The following is a 15862-nucleotide window of genomic DNA, read 5'->3' as shown; positions in this document are numbered from 1 at the left end:
GCTGCTCGCCGTGCCTGATCCCGTGCGCGGCGGGTTCTGTCAGGTGAGGAGTTCGGCCAGGCGGGCCATCTCGGTGGGTGGGTCGATCACCGGCTGGATGAGCAGTTCGTCGACGCCGGCCCGTTCGAGGGTGGCGATGCGGGCGCGGAGGTCGTCGCGGGTGCCGACCAGGGCCAGGGTGTTCATCAGCGAGGGCAGGATCAGGTCGCGATCCTCCGGCGCGATGCGTCCGAGGTAGCCGGGGTAGAGCTTGGTGTGCCGGTCGGGCGCGGTGGCGGTGGTGCCGCGCCGGTCGAGAAGTCGCCGCACGGCCTCGCGTTCCCCGGGGTCCAGACGCCCGGCGAAGGCGTCCGTGTCGGCCGCCGTGTCGGCGGCGAAGGTCAGCAGTGACAGGACGAGGTGGCCGGTCGCGTCCCTGGCCGCGTCGCCGCGGGGATCCTCGTCCTCGCCCAGTACGTGCAGTGCGGTGACCACGTAGGAGGCGGGGTCGCGGGGTGCGCCGTGGGCGGCGTGGCGGCGGGCGTCGTGCAGGGCGCGCCAGGCGGCGGGGTCGAGCAGGCCGAAGGAGATCAGGCCGGTGCCGCGGCGGCCGGCGACGGCGGCGGCCTTCGGCCCGGCAAGCGCGGCCACGACGAACTCGATCGGGTCGTCCGTGTGCACGTGCGCCCCGGCGTGCAGGAACCGGACGTCGCGGGCCCGGTCGCCCTCGCGGTACTCGACGCTCCGCCCGGCGCACAGGTCCTGCAGCGCGGCGGTGAAGTCCTCCATCGTCGCCACCGAGGCCGGCCGCATGCCCAGCGTGCGCCGGGCGGTGTTCCCGGTGCCGACCCCGCAGATGATCCGGCCCGGCGCCAGGGCGTTGAGGCTGGCCAGCCCGCTCGCGGCGGCCGGGGCCGAGCGCAGCGCCGGTGAGGTCACGCCGACGCCCAGCCTGATGCGGCTGGTGGCCTTCGCGCACAGCCCCAGGGCGACGAAGGGGTCCCCGTGGAGCATCGGGCTGTCGTTCACCCAGAAACTGTGCAGGCCCAGTTCCTCGGCCCGCACGGCGAGATCCTCCACACCGGGCTGGGCGGCGACCACGACGCCTGCGCGCATCTGACCTCCACGAAAGGATCGGCTCGAACGTCCTCAGCCTGACAGCCGAAGCCGCTCAGCGCAGTACGGCCGTCAGCAGGTCGGCGCCCAACGCCGTCAGGTCGGGGACATTGACGGTGTAACGGACGTAACGGCCGTGCCGCCGGGCTGTGAGCAGGCCCGCGCGGCGCAGGACGGCGAGGTGGCGGGAGACCTCCGGAGGTGAGAGTTCCCAGGCGTGGGCCAGCTCGCCGGTGGTGTGCGGACCGCGGGCCAGGGTGCGCAGCAGCCGCAGCCGCACCGGATGCGCCAGCGCCTCCAGCCGCAGCGTGACCGTCTCCAGCGACACCGGCTCCGACGGCCCCGCCTCGGCCACGGGGTACTGCACCACCGGCTGCCATCCGGGCGCGTGCACCACCACCAGATGCGGGCGGCCGAAGACGCTGGGGAGGAAGGTGACCCCCGTGCCGTTGGCGGTGGTGGCGTTGTCCTGCAGCTTGTCCACGACGATGCGGGTGCCGTCCGGCGCCAGGGTGACGGCGCCGGAGACGGACGCGAGCGCCGCCCCGAGGCCCTGGCGCTTCAGCAGGTCGTTCTTCAGGCGCAGGTCGGTGGCGAGTTGTGCGGCGACGCCCGTCCAGGCGGCGTCGAAGAACGCCTCGGCGCACTGTTCGAGGGTGTCGCGCACCCGCGCCCGCACGGCGGCCGGGTCCGCGAGCAGCCGTTCGGCGAAGGCCTCCTGGAGCGCGCCGCGGGCCTGGGCCAGGTCGAGCGCCCGCTCGCGCGCCGTCGCGTCGGTGAGCGGCGACGGCGCGGCGAAGTGCACCCGGTTGCTGCCGCACGTGGTGATGAGCGCGGCGGTCACGTAGGTCTCGTCGTCGATCCGGTCGACGTCGTCCAGCTCCTCGGCGAGGGTCGGCCGGGGACGCGCGGGGACCAGGAAGTCGGCTCGTGAGGAACGCCAGAGGAACTCCGCCTCCCTGAGCCGCTCGGCCAGCTCCGGCCGCAGCCCGGCCCAGACGTCCCCGGCCCAGCCGGCGAGCTGCGGGTGATGCCCGGGTTCGGCCAGCACGTGCAGCATCGCGGTCAGCTCGGCCAGCGGGGAGGCGGCGAACCGCAGCCGCCCGGACGGCAGGCCGCCGATGTCGATCCTCAGCGTCATCCCCACATCATCCCTGGCCGGACGGCCGACGACCGCGTCGGTTGACGGTGTCCGTCAACTGGCGGAGCCGTCCCCCGCGGCCGGACGCATGGTTGACGCCATGGCATCCACCACCACGATCCGGCCGCGTGCCCTCGTCCGCGCCTCCGGAGGCCCCCGCTACGCCGTCGCCCTGGCCGTGGACGCGCTCGGCACCGGCCTGCTGCGGCCCTTCCTGCTGCTCTACGGGGTGACGGTGCTGAGGCTGTCCGCGCCGGTCACCGGCATCGCCATGACGGCCGGCGTCGTCGTGGGCCTGGTGTGCATGCCCGCGGTCGGCCGGTGGCTGGACCGGGGCGCACGCAGCACGGTCGTGGCCGCGTCGATGCTGGTGCGGGTGCTGGGCGTGGCGCTGCTGCTGGCCGCCCCGGCGGGGCACGTCTGGCTGTTCGCGACGGCGGCGCTCTTCCTCGGCATCGGCAACCAGGCATGGCCGGCCGCCCACGCGGCTCTCGTGGCCACGGTCGCCCACGGCCGCGACCGCGACGCCGCCCTCGCGGCGGGCCGCGCCCTGCGCAACGCCGCTCTGGGCGTGGGCGCCCTGCTCGCCACCGCGTGCCTGGCGGGCGGCGCCGCCGCGTTGCAGGCGCTGGCGGCCGTCACCGGGCTCGCCTGTCTCGCCGCGGCGGCCTTGGCGTGGTCGGTGCGCCTGCGTGCGCGTCCGGCCGCCGCTGCGGCCACGGACGTGACCGGCGGGCCCGCGCCCCGGATGCGCGCGCTGCTGGCCGCCAACGTGGTCTACGTCTTCTGCCTCAACGTCCCCGAGATCGCGGTGCCCCTGGTCCTGGTGACGCAGATGCACGCGTCCCCGGTGTGGCCGGCGGCCGTCTTCGTGGCCAACACGGTGCTGGTGGTCACCTTGCAGGTGCCGGTGACCGTCCTGCTGTCCCGCTTCTCCCGGCGGACCGTGCTGGCGTTCGCCGGCGTGGTGCTCGCCGCGTCCTACCTCGGCTTCCTCGCGGCCACCTCCCTGGGGCCCGGCTGGGGTGTCCCGGCCGTCGCCGTGGTGTCCGTGGTCTGCACCATCGGCGAGATCGTCTACGCCGGCAGTGCGACGGCGCTCGTCACCGCCCTCGCACCGGCCCATCTTCTGGGACGCGCCCTCGCCCGCTTCCAGCTCTCCACGGGCTTCGGCCTCGCCGTCTCCCCGGCGGTCATCACCGCCCTCGCCGCCCACGGCCCGGCCACCCTCTGGGGCACCCTTTCCACCGCGACCCTCCTGTCCGCCTCCGCCGTCGCCGACCGCCGTGTTCGCCGTCGACGCAGGGGGGCTACACAGCGGGGCAATAACATGTACAGTCAGTAGGGAATGTGGACTATGACCGCGGGCCGCGGCACGTGACAGGAGGACGTCCCCCATGAGCGTCACCGACCAGCTGATCGCCAACTCCGAACGCTACGCCGCCGCCTTCGACTCCGGCGACCTGCCGCTGCCGCCCGCCCGGGGTGTGGCCGTGCTTGCCTGCATGGACGCCCGGCTCAACGTCTACGGCCTGCTCGGCCTGCGCGAGGGCGACGCGCACGTGATCCGCAACGCCGGCGGCGTCGTCACCGCCGGCGAACGTCGCAGCCTGGCCATCAGCCAGCGCCTTCTGGGCACCCGCGAGATCATCCTCATCCACCACACCGACTGCGGCATGCTCACCTTCACCGACGACGGCTTCAAGCACGACATCTACCAGGAGGTCGGCGTCAAGCCCGACTGGTCCGCCGAGGCGTTCCAGGACCTGGAGGCGGACGTGCGCCAGTCGGCCAGGCGCATCCAGGCCGACCCGTTCATCCCGCACAAGGACTCCGTCCGCGGGTTCGTCTACGACGTCGCCACGGGCCGGCTGAACGAGGTCAAGCTGGACGCCGGCCCGCAGGGTTCGTCCGACTGATCGGGTGCGGATCCGGCATGCCTCGCCGGGGCCTGCGCCTGTGGCGCTCGTCGGGCGTCCGCGGCCCGGTTAATCGGTGGCGGGCGCGGCGGTCGCCGGGTTGACTGCACGGGTGACCGCGTTGCCCGTGCCCGCCGACCTGGCCCACCTCGTGGCCGGGAGTTGGGTGCTGGCCGGCGACACCGTGCCGCGAGGGTTGCCGTACCCCGCCGTCGACCTGCTCGTCATGCCCGACGGAGAGTGCCGGCTGGCCGGGCCGGAGACGCGCCTCCGGCAGGGACGGCTGCCCGGGGGCGGGCCCCTGGTCGGAGTGCGGCTGCGACCGGGAACGGTGACCGGGCTGTTCGGGGTGGCGGCCGACGAGGTGCCACTGGCCGGGGCGGCCGTCGACGTCGGGCGGCCGGACGGGGCGGTGGGCGAACGGCTGGCCGGGGCGCTGGCCCTGGTACGGGCGCGCGCCGGCCGATGCCGGGTCGACGAGCGGGTGCGCGTCGTGCTGGCGGCGATGCACGCGGCGCCAGGTGCGCCCGTGGAGCAGCATGCCGCCCGGGCCGGGCTGTCCGAGCGGCAACTGCGGCGGCGGTTCGGGGCGGCGGTCGGGCTGCGGCCCAAGTCCTACGCGCGGGTGGTGCGGCTGCACCACGCGCTCGCCGCCGCGCGCGCCGCGCTGGCCAGGGGCGAGCGCCCCGACTGGGCGGCCATCGCCGTGCGCAGCGGCTGCTACGACCAGTCGCACCTACTGGCCGAGTTCCGGCACGCGGTGGGCGCACCGCCGACCACGCTGCTGCCGGATGGCCGTTTTCTCCAAGCCTCGGCCAGCCGGGGGCCAACACACTCGACGCATGACCGATGACGTCGTCAAGGAGATCCTCGACTGGTACCGGCAGACCGCACAGGACGGTCTGGCCGGGGACGGGGTGCGTTTCGCCGAACCGTTGCAGAGCTGGCTGGTGCACGGCTACCCCGAGGTGAAGCAGGTGCTCACCGACCACCGGACGTTCTCGTCCGACGAACTGCGCCACAGCGCGCAACCCCCGCCGCACCGGGACAACCCGCTGCTCGGCAGCCTGTCGGCGATCGACCCGCCCCGGCACCACCTGCTGCGCCGGCTGGTCAGCCGGGCCTTCACGCCCCGCGCGATCCAGTCGTTGCTGCCCTCGATCACCGACACCGTACGGACGCAACTGGCCGGCGTGGACGGCGAGCTGGACGTGATCGACCGGCTCGGTCATCCACTGCCCGTGCGCACCATCGCCGCGCTGCTCGGCGTGGAACCGGACCGGCAAGCGGACTTCGTGCGCTGGACCGAGGCGATCACCTCCTTCGCCGGCGCGTTCAGCGAGGACCCGGCGCGCCGGGCCGCGTTCCGCGCCGCGCGCGCCGAACTGGCCGCGTACTTCGGCCAGGTGTTCGCCGAGCGCCGCGCCCGCCCCCGGGGCGACGTGATCGGCACCCTGCTGGCCGCCGAACCGGACGGCAGCCGGCTCTCCGACGAGGAACTGCTCGACTTCTGCACGCTGCTGCTCGTCAACGGCCACGAGACGACCAGGACCCTGCTGGTCAACACCGTGTTGTGCCTGGCGGCCCACCCGGAGGCGCCGGCCCGGCTGCGTGCCGCCCCTTGGCTGGTGCCCGCCGCCGTCGAGGAGGTGCTGCGGTTCCTGCCCCCGATCGGCGGCACCGACCGCTTCACCACCGGCCCGGCCGACATCGCCGGACACCCCGTCGAGGCCGGCCGGCGGGTGGTCGCCATGGTGCTCTCGGCCAACCGGGATCCCCGGGTGTTCGCCGAGCCGCAGGAGTTCCGGCTCGACCGGACGTCCGACGAGCACCTCTCCTTCGGCCACGGTGTGCACTTCTGCCTCGGCGCGCACCTGGCCCGGCACGAGGTCGCGATCGCGCTGCACGCACTGCTGCACCGCTTCCCCGGTCCGTGGTCGCTGAGCCGGATCGCGACCGAGCGCACCCCGGTCGGCATCGACGTGCTCGATCTGGCGCTGGTCAGCTCGTAGCCGCGGACCGATCCCTGCGGCGTGCCGCGGCGGCCACGTTGACCGGCATCCGGCCGAAGATCAGGCCGTGGAAGGGCGAGATCGCCCACCAGTACAGCTGGCCGAGCAGGCCGTGCGGATGAAAAATGGCACGTTGCGTGTAGATCGTCCGGCCGCCGGAGCGGGTGACGCCGAGCTCCAGCCAGGCCAGTCCTGGCAGCCGCATCTCGGCGCGCAGCCGCAACAGCCGTCCGGGCAGCACCTCCTCCACCCGCCAGAAGTCGATCGAGTCGCCCACCCGCAGCCGGGCCGGATCGCGCCGGCCGCGCCGCAGCCCCACCCCGCCCACCAGCCGGTCGGCCAGGCCCCGCAACTGCCACGCCACCGGCAATGAGTACCAGCCGTTACGGCCGCCGATGCCCTCGATCACCTGCCACAACGCCTCCGGGCTGGCCTGCACGGCCAGGCTGCGGTCGTCCACGAACAGGCTGCCGCCCGCCCAGTCGGGATCGGTGGGCAGCGGATCGCTCGGCGCGCCCGGCGTGGACGCCGAGGACCAGCGTGTGGCGACGTCGGCCTCCTTGATCTTCATCAGCGCCAGCGACACCGCCCGCCGGAAGCCGACCAGCCCGCCCTCGGGGTCGGGTACGTGGCGGGCGATGTCGTGCTCGCCGCACACGGCCTCGTTGCGCAGCGACTCCACCAGCGGGCGGGCGATGCTCGCGGGGACGGGCGTGACCAGCCCCACCCACAGGCTCGACAGCCGGGGGGTGAGCAGCGGCACCGGGATGATCCACCTCGGCGGCAGCCCGGCCACCGCGGCATAGCCGTGCATCATGTCGGCATATGTGAGGACATCAGGCCCGCCGATGTCGAACCCCCGGTTGACCGTTCCCGGCGCATCCGCCCACGCCACCAGGTAACGCAGCACGTCCCGCACCGCGATCGGCTGCGTCCGGCTGCGCACCCAGCGCGGCGTCGTCATCACCGGCAACCGCTCGGTCAGGTATCGCAGCATCTCGAACGAGGCCGACCCCGACCCGATGATCACCGCGGCCCGCAGCACCACCGCCGGGACCGCGCCGCGCAGGAAGATCTCCCCCACCTCGGCCCGCGACGACAGGTGCGGCGAGAGCCGCTCGTCCGCCGTCAACCCGCCCAGATAGACGATCCGGCGCACGCCCGCCTCGGCCGCCGCGGCCGCGAACGTGCGCGCCGCCAGGCGGTCCCGCTCGGCGAACCGGCCGCTCGTCCCCATCGCGTGGATCAGGTAGTACGCGACGTCCACCCCGTCCAGCGCCCGGCGCGTGCGCTCGGCGTCGGTGGCGTCGGCCTCGACGGCCTCGACCCGTTCGGCCCATGACAGATCGCGCAGGCGTCCGGCCGAGCGCACCATGCACCGCACGTCGTGACCGGCGGCCAGCAGCTCAGGCGCCAGCCGCCCGCCGATGTACCCCGTCGCCCCGGTCACCAGGCACAATGCCATGCCCACGCACCTTCCCCGTCCCTCGGGCCTCATGCCGGAGCGGGCCGGTCATCGTCACGTCCACCAGCACTGCCGCCGCGCGCGTGCGGGCGCGGCCGGCGGGGCATCTGTGAGGCATGGGGGAGGTGCACGGTCGCGGCAGGCCGCGGGGGGCCGTGAAGGGACCGTCGATGGACACGGTGATCGTCCTGCTCAACAGGGACCTGCGGGTGCACGACCACCCGGCCCTGGCGGCCGCCTGCGAGCGCGCCCGCGCCGTGCTCCCCCTGTTCGTGCTGGACGAGACCGTCCCCGCCGGCCGCCGCCGCGGCTTCCTGCTGGAGTGCCTGGCCGACCTGCGGGCGTCCTTGCGGGCACGCGGCGGGGACCTGGTCGTACGGCACGGCGACGTCGTGACCGAGACCATGAGGCTCGTCCGGGAATCCGGAGCCGAGGCGGTCTTCGCCAGTGCCGACGTCAGCCTGCTGGCCAGGCGCAGGCAGGACCGGCTGGCTCGTGAACGGATCGCGTACGAGCTCTTCCCGGGGGTCACGGTGGTGCCGCCCGGCACGCTCACCCCGTCCGGGGGCGGCGATCACTACCGGGTCTTCACGCCGTACTGGCGCGCCTGGAGCCGGCACCGGCGCCGCCCCCTGCTCGCGGCCCCCGACCACGTGCCGACGCCCCGCGACCTCAACGCCGGGCGGCTGCCGGGCCCGGCCAGGCCCGAACCCGTGCCCGGCGGCGAGACCGCCGCCCGCGACCGCGCCCGCCGGTGGATCCGCCACGCCCTGCCGGGGTACGCCGACGGCCACGACGACCTGGCCGGCGACCGCACCTCCCGGCTGAGCCCGTACCTGAGGTTCGGCTGCCTGTCGCCGCTGGAACTGGCCCACCTGGCCGCGGGCAGCGAGCCGTTCGTCCGCCAGCTGTGCTGGCGCGACTTCCACCACCAGGTCACCCACGCCTTCCCGCGGATCAACCGGGACGACTACCGCCCCCGCGGCCACCGCTGGCGCGACGACGAGGACGCGCTGCAGGCCTGGCGGGAGGGCATGACCGGGCTGCCCATCGTGGACGCCGGCATGCGCCAGCTCCTGGCCGAGGGCTGGATGCACAACCGGGCCCGCCTCATCGTCGCCTCCTACCTGGTCAAGGTCCTCGGGATCGACTGGCGGGCCGGCGCCCGGCACTTCTTCGAGCACCTCCTCGACGGCGACGTGGCCAACAACTCGGGCAACTGGCAGTGGATCGCCGGCACCGGCAACGACACGCGTCCCAACCGCGCCTTCAACCCGCTGCGCCAGGCCCAGCGGTACGACCCGGCGGGCGACTACGTGCGCCGCCACGTGCCCGAGCTCGCCGCCGTGCCCGCCGCCCACGTGCACCAGCCGTGGCTGCTGGGCACTCCACCGGCCGGATACCCACGTCCGATGCTCTGACCGGCGACGTCCGGGTCAGCCGTCAAGGGCGGCGGCGGTCGCGGCTCCGGGCGCCACCGGCACGATCTCGAACTCGACGAGGTCCGACCATTCGGCGACCCAGCGTTGCAGGAGTGCGATGTCGTCACATTCCATGAGCTGGAAGCAGCGGCTCAGGTCGGCCGTCACCCAGCTGGAGACGAACACCAGACCTTCGCCGGTCATCCGGCCCTTCTCCCGGAACCGCCGGTAGACGGCCTTGGCGTCCTGGCCGCGGAAGCGTTCGATCACCATGAACAACATCAGTCCTCCGCCGGCTCCCCGTCCGGGACGGGCCGGAAGCCGGAGCACAGGATACGCAGCCAGGCGATGCGCTCGCCGGCGACGCCGTAGTAGACCTGCTGTTCGACCAGATGACGGGTGGCGCCGGGTTCGAACCACTGGCCGAGGATGATCCGGTCCACGACCTCGCCGGGGTCGTCGGCGTCCCAGTGGGCCCCGGGGGTGAGCGCCTTGAAGTCGACCGGGTCGCCGAGCAGGGCGTGCAGCGTGTCGCGGTCCTTGGCGGGCAGCGCCCGCGCGAACGCCGCTCCGAGCGCGTCCCCGTTCACCGGCGTTCCTCCTCGGCCTGGAGGGTCACGGGGCGGCCGTGCTCCTTCCAGGCGTTGAGCCCTCCGTCGAGGTGGGCGACGTCGGCGTAGCCGAGTTCCCGCAGCGCCAGGGCGGCGAGCGCGGAACGGCCGCCTGACGCGCAGTACAGGATGGTCGATCAGGCTCACCGTGCCCGACTCCAGGGCCTCGGCCACCTCTGCGACCGACAGGTTGCGTATCCGTGCGCGAGCGTGCGCGATCATTTCGGTGACGGAGCTTGCCATGCGCGGGTCCTTTCAGGAGGCTTCCGCCATCACACCTCATGCTCGGAGCCGGCACATCCGTGCTCAGTACGGAGCTTTTCCGGGGGATGATTCGCGTCATGAAGGACGCCGCGCTGCCGGAGGCGTCACGGTCCGCCGGGGTCACCAGGCGGGAGGCGGAGGTCTTCTGGCTGGTCGGTGACCGGCTGGCGAACCGGGAGATCGCCGACCGGCTCAGGCTGTCGGAGCGGACCGTGGAGAGCCATGTGTCGTCCCTGCTGCGCAAGCTCGGCCACCCGGCAACGCCACCCGCCGAGCTGCTGGAAGCCGTCAAGGCCGCGGACGCAGGACCCGGGTGAGCCCCGGGCATCGCCGTCCGGCGGAGGCGGCGGCCCCGCCGACTCCGCGGGGCCCGGCGGCTCAAACCGCGTCGAGCAGCAGGCGCACGTCGGCGGCCTCCGGCAGCGAGAGCCGGTCGAAGACGTGCAGGGCCTCCTGCAGGCAGGCCCGCGACCGTCCCGGCTGGCCCTGCTCGCGCAGCGCCCTGCCGAGCACGGTCAGCGCCATCCCCCGCCCCCACTCGTCACCCACCTCCGTGAGGATCGCGAGCGCGTCCTCGGCGTAGTCGAGCGCCTGCTCGGCCGCGCTCCCGGCCAGGTGCGTCTCGGCTATCCGGAAGAGCACCGCCCCCTCCCACGTCCGCTGCTTGAGCCTGCGGTACTCGGTGAGCGCGAGCTCCAGCTTGACCAGGGCCTCGCTCGGGTGGCCTGCTTCGCGCAGCACGATTCCCAGCTGGTAGACCGCGCTCGGGTCCGGCCGGCCGCCGCCGAGGTCGAGGGAGATCTGCTCGGCCTCCCGCGCCGCGGCGATCGCCTCGCTCACCCGGCCGAGGTCGATCAGCGCCCGTGCCAGATTTCCCAGCCCGAGCGCCAGGTCGGCCTTGTCGTCCAGTGAGCGCCACACGTCGACGGCCTGGACGTACCAGTCGACGGCCTCGGTCAGCTGCCGCCTGCTCATCGCGCTCAGCGCGAGGAGGTTCAGCGACTCGGCGTAGGTGTCCAGGTCGCCCTGCTGGCGGCTGAGGTCCCGGCTTGCCAGGCCGTCCTCGGCGGCGGCGTCCAGACGGCTCCTGCTCACAAGGGTCAGCCCGCGCAGGCAGCGGGCCTGTGCCTCCAGGGCTCTGTCGGCCGACTCGACGGCTGCCGACACGACCAGGTCGCCGAGCCGTTCGTAACGCGCGGGGTCCGACTCGTACCCGAGCGCGTCCGCCGCCATGTCCAGCAGCTGTACGACCTGGGACACGGAGGTGCCGGTCGTCCGCGCGGCCTGCTCGACGCATCCGAGCAGCCCCTGCTCCTCCTGGTCGATCCACTCGACCGCGGCCGGCGCGCCGGCGAAGTACAGCCCGGCCAGACGGGTCCGCACCTTGGCGGGCCGGCGGTCGCCGGGATACAGCAGCCGGAACGCCGAGGCGACGGACGCCAGGTAGAAGTCGAGCAGCCGGCCGAGCGCCGACCGCCGTACTCCGTGATCCTCCGACCGGGAACGGGCATAGATCTTGAGCAGGTCGTGGAAGCGGTAGCGCCCGGGTGACGGCGACTCCAGCATGCTCATGTCCACCAGCCCCTCGCACACCGCCTCGGCCTCGTCCTCGGGCAGGTCGAGCAGCGCGGCCGCGGCCGGCAACGAGACCCCGGCGGCATCCGGCACGGCGAGCAGCCGGAAGGCCCGCGCGTGCGCGGCGTCGAGCTGCTCGTAGCCCAGCGAGAAGGTGGCCTCGATGGCCAGGTCGCCGGCCCGCAGCTCGGCCAGCCGGCGGCGTTCGTCCGCCAGCCGGTCGCGCATGGTGGCGACGCTCCAGTTGGGCCTGGCCGCCAGCCTGGCGGCGGCGATCCTGATCGCCAGGGGGAGGAAGCCGCAGGCCCCGACGAGGTCCAGGGCGGCGCCGCGCTCCACGGCCACGCGGTGCTCGCCCACGATCCTGGTGAACAACGCCAGCGCCTCGACGGGGCCGAGCACCTCCAGGTCCACCTGGCGGGCGCCGGTGAGCCCGGTCAGCCTGGCGCGGCTGGTGACGAGCACGCCGCAGCGTGGCGAGCCGGGCAGCAACGGCCGCACCTGGCCGACGTCGCACGCGTTGTCCAGGACCACGAGCATGCGCCGGTCGGCGAGCACGGACCGGTACAGCGCGGCGCGTTCCGCCACTTCCTCCGGCGGGTCGTCCTGCCCCAGCGCCCGTAGGAAGGAACCGAGGACCGCGGTGGGCTCGACCGGCGTGGCTCCGGCGCCACGCAGGTCGACGAAGAGCTGCCCGTCCGGATAGTCGCCGGCCAGCCGGTGGGCGACGTGCACGGCCAGGGTCGTCTTGCCCACTCCCCCCACGCCGGCGACGGCCGAGACCACCAGGGCCGAGGTGTCGCCGGCGCGCAGCGCGGCCGCGATCTCCTCGACCTCCCTCTCCCTGCCGGTGAAATCGGCGACGTCGGCGGGCAGTTGCCTGGGCGTGTGCCTGGGCGCCGCCGCCCGCGCCGCCGGCCGTGCCGTCCGGCCGAGTGCCGGGTCGGCGCTGATGATCTGCTGGTAGAGCTCGGCCAGCTCCCGGGACGGATCCACGCCCAGCTCGTCGGCGAGCAGCCGGCGCGTGTCGAGGTAGACGCCGATCGCCTCCGCCTGGCGGCCCGACCGGTAGAGCGCCAGCATCAGCAGCGCCCGCAGCCGCTCCCTGGTCGGGTGGCTCGCGCACAGCGCGGTCAGCTCGGAGATGACCTCCGCGTGGCGGCCGTTCCCGAGGTCCTGGTCGAGCCGGCGTTCGAGGATGGTGAGCTGCCGCTCGGCCAGCCGGACCCGCTGGGCCTGGGCGTAGAAGCCCTCAAGCCCGGCGAGCGGCTCGCCCTGCCAGAGCGCGAGCGCCTCGGCGTACCGCATCTCGCCGTGGAGCCGCTCCACCTCCGCGACGTCACGCAGGCCGCCGTGCAGTGCGTAGCCGTCCCCGATGGAGAACACGACGCCGTCACCGAGCACGCGGCGGAGCCGTGAGACGTAGGTGCGCAGCGTGCTGAGCGCGGTGCGCGGCTGTTCCCTGCCCCAGACGGCGTCCACGAGCTGATCGTTGCCGACCGCCCGGCCTCCGGCCAGCAGGAGCATGGCCAGGACCAGGCGCTGCTGCGGCGAGCCCAGATCCAGCTCCTGGTCGCCGCGCCAGGCGCGCACCGGGCCCAGCAGGGAGAATCTCAGGTCCTGCCCCATGTCGTCCGCTCCTCCGTCGGTTTCTGTCAGTCCTCTGTCAGTCCTCGGAGAGGACGATCACTCTGTCGCCCGGCCGGAACGCCAGCGGGGCTGATTTGTCGGGGTTGAGGGTGACTCCGTGCTGACGCGCCTGACCGGCGGAGGCCGTCAGGCGGTAGCCGATCGCGGTCTCGCCGCGCCGCCTGGCCGCCTCGATCACGGTGGCGAACGTGGCGGTGGCGCCCGGGACGATGTAGTCGCTCGCCGGCTTGAGGTAGATCTCCGAGCCCTCGTGGGAGAAGAGCTGGTCGAAGACCTGGCCCAGGTGCCGGTTCTCGGCGAGCTGGGTGAGCAGCAGGCTGACCAGCTTGCCGCCGACCACGAAATCGTCGGCCTCGGCGATCTCGGCGAGCTTCCTGTTGCGCTCGTCGTTCATCTCGCTGACGATCGCCACGCCGGTCCGCATGTCCCGCAGGTGCAGCAGGGTCACCAGGGTCCTGGCGTCGGCCTTCTGAGCGTCGTAGGCGCCGTCGGAGAGCACGATCGCGTGGTCGTAGCCGCCGATGCCGAGCGACTCCAGCGCGGTGCGGCTGGTGACGTCGACCTCCTTGGCGGAGACGAGCACACCGGGTGGCAGGGGCTGGTCGGCCAGGTCGGGCCCGGCGAGATGGATCTCCGAACCGGTCAGCAGGTACGGCGCCAGGTCGCGCAGGATCCTGGAGCGCCGATGGTTCGAACCCATGATCAGCGTCCTGGTCGGCTCCCGTCGCGGGGCGCCGGGGCGGGCGATGGCCTCCTGGCGCACCACGGCCGGCGCCGCCGCCAGACGGATGGCCGAGTCGTCGGGGGCGATGAGGATGAGCTGGTCGCTGTGCCGGATCACGCTCTGGCTCGGCGGGTTGAGCACCACGGAGCCGTCGCCGTGGCGCAGGCCGATCGGCACCGCGCTGGCGTAGGCGAACAGCGCCTCGCCGTACATCCTGCCGACGAGGGCGGGCTCGGCCCGGATGTAGATCTCCTCGCCGTCGAAGTCCAGCAGGTCGCTGTAGACGGTGGACAGTCCGGGCTGGCGGCAGGACTGCGCGACCAGACGGGCGCCGAGGTCCTGCGAGTCGACGATCTCGACGTGCGCCCCGCCCGCGAGCCGGGCGGCGGGCAGGTTGCCGCTCTCGGTCACGGCGGCCACGATCGGCGGCCGGGTGCCGGCCCAGGGGCGGTTGCCCAGCGCGAGCAGGATCTTGATCAGCTCGGCGTCGTCGGTGGGCAGCACCAGGATCGAGTGAGCCGTGTCCGGGCTCACCAGGTCCAGGGCCGTCGGCTCCGCCGGATCGCCGCTGCGCGCCACGATCCGGGTGCGCCCCACGTCACCGAGCCGGTCGCGCAGCTCTTCCTCCATCTCGACCTTGTCCCGGTCCGCCAGGACGGCCACGACGGGGCGCTTCTCGCTCTCCTTGGCCTTGGCCAGCTCGGAGACGATCGCGAAGACCTCCTCCGACCAGCCGAGGACGACGCTGTGCCCGCTCTCCACCACGCGGGACCGGCCCTTGCGCAGATTCTCCAGCTTCGCGTCCAGGCCCGCGGTGAGCACGCCGACCAGGGCGCTGACGATGAAGATCCCGCCGATGGTGACGAAGAGCATCATGAAGACGAAGAACGGGCTGCCCTCGTCGCCGCCCATGGTGCCCGGGTCGAGAGTGCGGAGCAGGCTCATCCAGGCGACGTTCCACCAGGGCCCGTTCTCGCCCGCGATGGGCGCGGCGATCACGGTGACGACGCCGACGAGCACCGCCGACGCCACGGCCAGCCAGCCGATCAGGGCGGGCGTGCCCTTGGACATCGTGTTGTCGAACCAGTAACGCAGTCGCTCACGGGACACGGCTATTGCTCCCCGGTTGCGGGGTCCTGCGCCTCCAGGGCGTAGCCGCAGGCCTTGACCTCGCCGGTCTCGGGGTCGGCGAAGTCCGGGTCGAACTCGATCTTGCCCAGCGTGGTGCCCTCGATCGAGCGGCGGAAGGTCTCCTGCCTGCCGCAGTCGTAGAGCACGTAGGCGCCCTCCTTCTCGCCCAGGAGCAGGAACCTCTCGTCCGGGCTGTCCTTGTGCAGCGGCTTGCCGTCGCCGTCGCCCACGGTGGCCCACTGGTTCTGGAAGCCGACGGTCTGCAGCAGGGCGTTGCCGTTGCCGTTGGCGGCGATGTCGACGGCGCCGTGGACCATCTGGGCGACCAGGATCAGCCCCAGCCCGATGCCGAACAGCGCGCCGGTGAGCACCTTCATGCCGGCCCGTCCCGTGTCGCGGGTCCGCATCAGGCGGAACGGCACCAGCAGGCCGAAGACCGCGACGAGGACGACGGCCACCAGGAGCCGGCCGCCGGACAGGTCCCACAGCGTGCCGAAGTAGGCCCAGTAGGCGACGACGGAGACGAGAGCGCCCACCGTGGCCGCGATCCAGGGCTGTTCCCGGAGCCGGCGCGTCAGCCGGCCGACGGATCCGCGGGTGACCAGGTTGAGCAGCCAGCCCAGCGCCACGAGCAACCCCACTCCGGGCAGGGCCACCAGGAAGAGCTCGATCAGCGTGCCGATGAGCCGGCCGAAGATCGTCGCCTGGTCGAGGCCGGCCTGCTCGGGGGTGATGCCGAACACCACGTAGACCTGGGCCAGGCCCAGGTACAGCATGGCGTACATGCCCACGGCGACCGGCACGGCGACCGATCCGATCTTCTCGAAGACGTCGAGCACGCCGCCCTTGGCCGT

General features: G+C 73.5%; 15 protein-coding genes. 6 read left to right on the top strand and 9 right to left on the bottom strand.

All coding sequences use genetic code 11. The features are described from left to right. Positions 1-39 precede the first annotated feature (39 nt). Positions 40-1095: an LLM class flavin-dependent oxidoreductase gene (locus tag ACIBQ6_RS01695; RefSeq protein WP_397209681.1), complete on the bottom strand. Its 1056-nt coding sequence runs from the start codon at positions 1093-1095 to the stop codon at positions 40-42. 55 nt (positions 1096-1150) lie between these two features. Beyond that, positions 1151-2236 (bottom strand): DUF5937 family protein, encoded by a 1086-nt coding sequence (locus ACIBQ6_RS01690; RefSeq protein WP_397209680.1) that lies wholly within the window; start codon positions 2234-2236, stop codon positions 1151-1153. A gap of 100 nt (positions 2237-2336) precedes the next feature. Here ACIBQ6_RS01690 and ACIBQ6_RS01685 point away from each other — a divergent pair, with 100 nt between their 5' ends. The 4 genes from ACIBQ6_RS01685 to ACIBQ6_RS01670 all read left to right on the top strand — a co-directional run bounded on the left by ACIBQ6_RS01685 (position 2337) and on the right by ACIBQ6_RS01670 (position 6167). Further along, positions 2337-3581, top strand: coding sequence for an MFS transporter (locus ACIBQ6_RS01685; protein WP_397209679.1), 1245 nt, complete (start codon positions 2337-2339; stop codon positions 3579-3581). Between the two features lie 52 nt (positions 3582-3633). Beyond that, a complete protein-coding gene (locus ACIBQ6_RS01680) occupies positions 3634-4155 on the top strand; it encodes a carbonic anhydrase (RefSeq protein WP_364338469.1) in 522 nt (173 codons plus the stop codon). Positions 4156-4267: 112 nt separating this feature from the next. Next, on the top strand, positions 4268-5008 hold the full coding sequence (locus ACIBQ6_RS01675; RefSeq protein ID WP_397209678.1) for a helix-turn-helix domain-containing protein: 741 nt from the start codon (positions 4268-4270) through the stop codon (positions 5006-5008). After that, a complete protein-coding gene (locus tag ACIBQ6_RS01670) occupies positions 4998-6167 on the top strand; it encodes a cytochrome P450 (protein ID WP_397209677.1) in 1170 nt (389 codons plus the stop codon). The genes ACIBQ6_RS01675 and ACIBQ6_RS01670 overlap by 11 nt, the downstream gene beginning before the upstream one ends. Here ACIBQ6_RS01670 and ACIBQ6_RS01665 read toward each other — a convergent pair. Then, on the bottom strand, positions 6157-7632 hold the full coding sequence (locus ACIBQ6_RS01665; RefSeq protein ID WP_397209676.1) for an SDR family oxidoreductase: 1476 nt from the start codon (positions 7630-7632) through the stop codon (positions 6157-6159). The genes ACIBQ6_RS01670 and ACIBQ6_RS01665 overlap by 11 nt on opposite strands. 170 nt (positions 7633-7802) lie before the next feature. Here ACIBQ6_RS01665 and ACIBQ6_RS01660 point away from each other — a divergent pair, with 170 nt between their 5' ends. Beyond that, on the top strand, positions 7803-9053 hold the full coding sequence (locus ACIBQ6_RS01660) for a cryptochrome/photolyase family protein (protein ID WP_397209675.1): 1251 nt from the start codon (positions 7803-7805) through the stop codon (positions 9051-9053). A gap of 15 nt (positions 9054-9068) precedes the next feature. Here ACIBQ6_RS01660 and ACIBQ6_RS01655 read toward each other — a convergent pair whose 3' ends face one another. Genes ACIBQ6_RS01655 through ACIBQ6_RS01645 form a run of 3 tightly spaced genes read right to left on the bottom strand, consistent with a single transcriptional unit; the run spans position 9069 to position 9792 of the window. After that, complete coding sequence (locus ACIBQ6_RS01655; protein WP_358297913.1) at positions 9069-9335, bottom strand: DUF3303 family protein; 267 nt, start codon at positions 9333-9335, stop codon at positions 9069-9071. Beyond that, positions 9335-9643 (bottom strand): hypothetical protein, encoded by a 309-nt coding sequence (locus tag ACIBQ6_RS01650; RefSeq protein WP_397209674.1) that lies wholly within the window; start codon positions 9641-9643, stop codon positions 9335-9337. Before ACIBQ6_RS01650 ends, ACIBQ6_RS01655 begins: the two co-directional genes overlap by 1 nt. Then, positions 9640-9792: a rhodanese-like domain-containing protein gene (locus ACIBQ6_RS01645; RefSeq protein WP_397210359.1), complete on the bottom strand. Its 153-nt coding sequence runs from the start codon at positions 9790-9792 to the stop codon at positions 9640-9642. The genes ACIBQ6_RS01650 and ACIBQ6_RS01645 overlap by 4 nt, the downstream gene beginning before the upstream one ends. 213 nt (positions 9793-10005) lie before the next feature. On the opposite strand from ACIBQ6_RS01645, the gene ACIBQ6_RS01640 reads away from it, so the two are divergent. Continuing rightward, positions 10006-10245, top strand: coding sequence for a LuxR C-terminal-related transcriptional regulator (locus tag ACIBQ6_RS01640; protein WP_397209673.1), 240 nt, complete (start codon positions 10006-10008; stop codon positions 10243-10245). Positions 10246-10306: 61 nt separating this feature from the next. On the opposite strand, the gene ACIBQ6_RS01635 is transcribed toward ACIBQ6_RS01640, so the two are convergent. The 3 genes from ACIBQ6_RS01635 to ACIBQ6_RS01625 are packed head-to-tail and all read right to left on the bottom strand — an operon-like array spanning position 10307 to position 15847. Further along, the gene (locus ACIBQ6_RS01635; RefSeq protein WP_397209672.1) at positions 10307-13132 is read right to left on the bottom strand and encodes a BTAD domain-containing putative transcriptional regulator; all 2826 of its coding nucleotides are present in this window, start codon (positions 13130-13132) and stop codon (positions 10307-10309) included. A gap of 37 nt (positions 13133-13169) precedes the next feature. Beyond that, positions 13170-14987: a potassium transporter TrkA gene (locus tag ACIBQ6_RS01630; protein ID WP_358297922.1), complete on the bottom strand. Its 1818-nt coding sequence runs from the start codon at positions 14985-14987 to the stop codon at positions 13170-13172. Positions 14988-14989: 2 nt separating this feature from the next. Next, positions 14990-15847, bottom strand: coding sequence for a hypothetical protein (locus ACIBQ6_RS01625; RefSeq protein WP_358297924.1), 858 nt, complete (start codon positions 15845-15847; stop codon positions 14990-14992). Positions 15848-15862 lie beyond the last annotated feature (15 nt).

This window comes from Nonomuraea sp. NPDC049655, from assembly GCF_044465465.1.
Taxonomy (GTDB): domain Bacteria; phylum Actinomycetota; class Actinomycetes; order Streptosporangiales; family Streptosporangiaceae; genus Nonomuraea.
The sequence above is the reverse complement of the archived record's forward strand: the minus strand, read 5'-3'. Positions and strand labels throughout refer to the sequence as shown.

Coding starts and splice junctions, on each gene's coding strand:
- ACIBQ6_RS01695 (WP_397209681.1), bottom strand. CDS start 1,095: ATGCGCGCAGGCGTCGTGGTCGCCGCCCAGCCCGGTGTGGAGGATCTC.
- ACIBQ6_RS01690 (WP_397209680.1), bottom strand. CDS start 2,236: ATGACGCTGAGGATCGACATCGGCGGCCTGCCGTCCGGGCGGCTGCGG.
- ACIBQ6_RS01685 (WP_397209679.1), top strand. CDS start 2,337: ATGGCATCCACCACCACGATCCGGCCGCGTGCCCTCGTCCGCGCCTCC.
- ACIBQ6_RS01680 (WP_364338469.1), top strand. CDS start 3,634: ATGAGCGTCACCGACCAGCTGATCGCCAACTCCGAACGCTACGCCGCC.
- ACIBQ6_RS01670 (WP_397209677.1), top strand. CDS start 4,998: ATGACCGATGACGTCGTCAAGGAGATCCTCGACTGGTACCGGCAGACC.
- ACIBQ6_RS01665 (WP_397209676.1), bottom strand. CDS start 7,632: ATGGCATTGTGCCTGGTGACCGGGGCGACGGGGTACATCGGCGGGCGG.
- ACIBQ6_RS01660 (WP_397209675.1), top strand. CDS start 7,803: ATGGACACGGTGATCGTCCTGCTCAACAGGGACCTGCGGGTGCACGAC.
- ACIBQ6_RS01655 (WP_358297913.1), bottom strand. CDS start 9,335: ATGTTGTTCATGGTGATCGAACGCTTCCGCGGCCAGGACGCCAAGGCC.
- ACIBQ6_RS01640 (WP_397209673.1), top strand. CDS start 10,006: ATGAAGGACGCCGCGCTGCCGGAGGCGTCACGGTCCGCCGGGGTCACC.
- ACIBQ6_RS01635 (WP_397209672.1), bottom strand. CDS start 13,132: ATGGGGCAGGACCTGAGATTCTCCCTGCTGGGCCCGGTGCGCGCCTGG.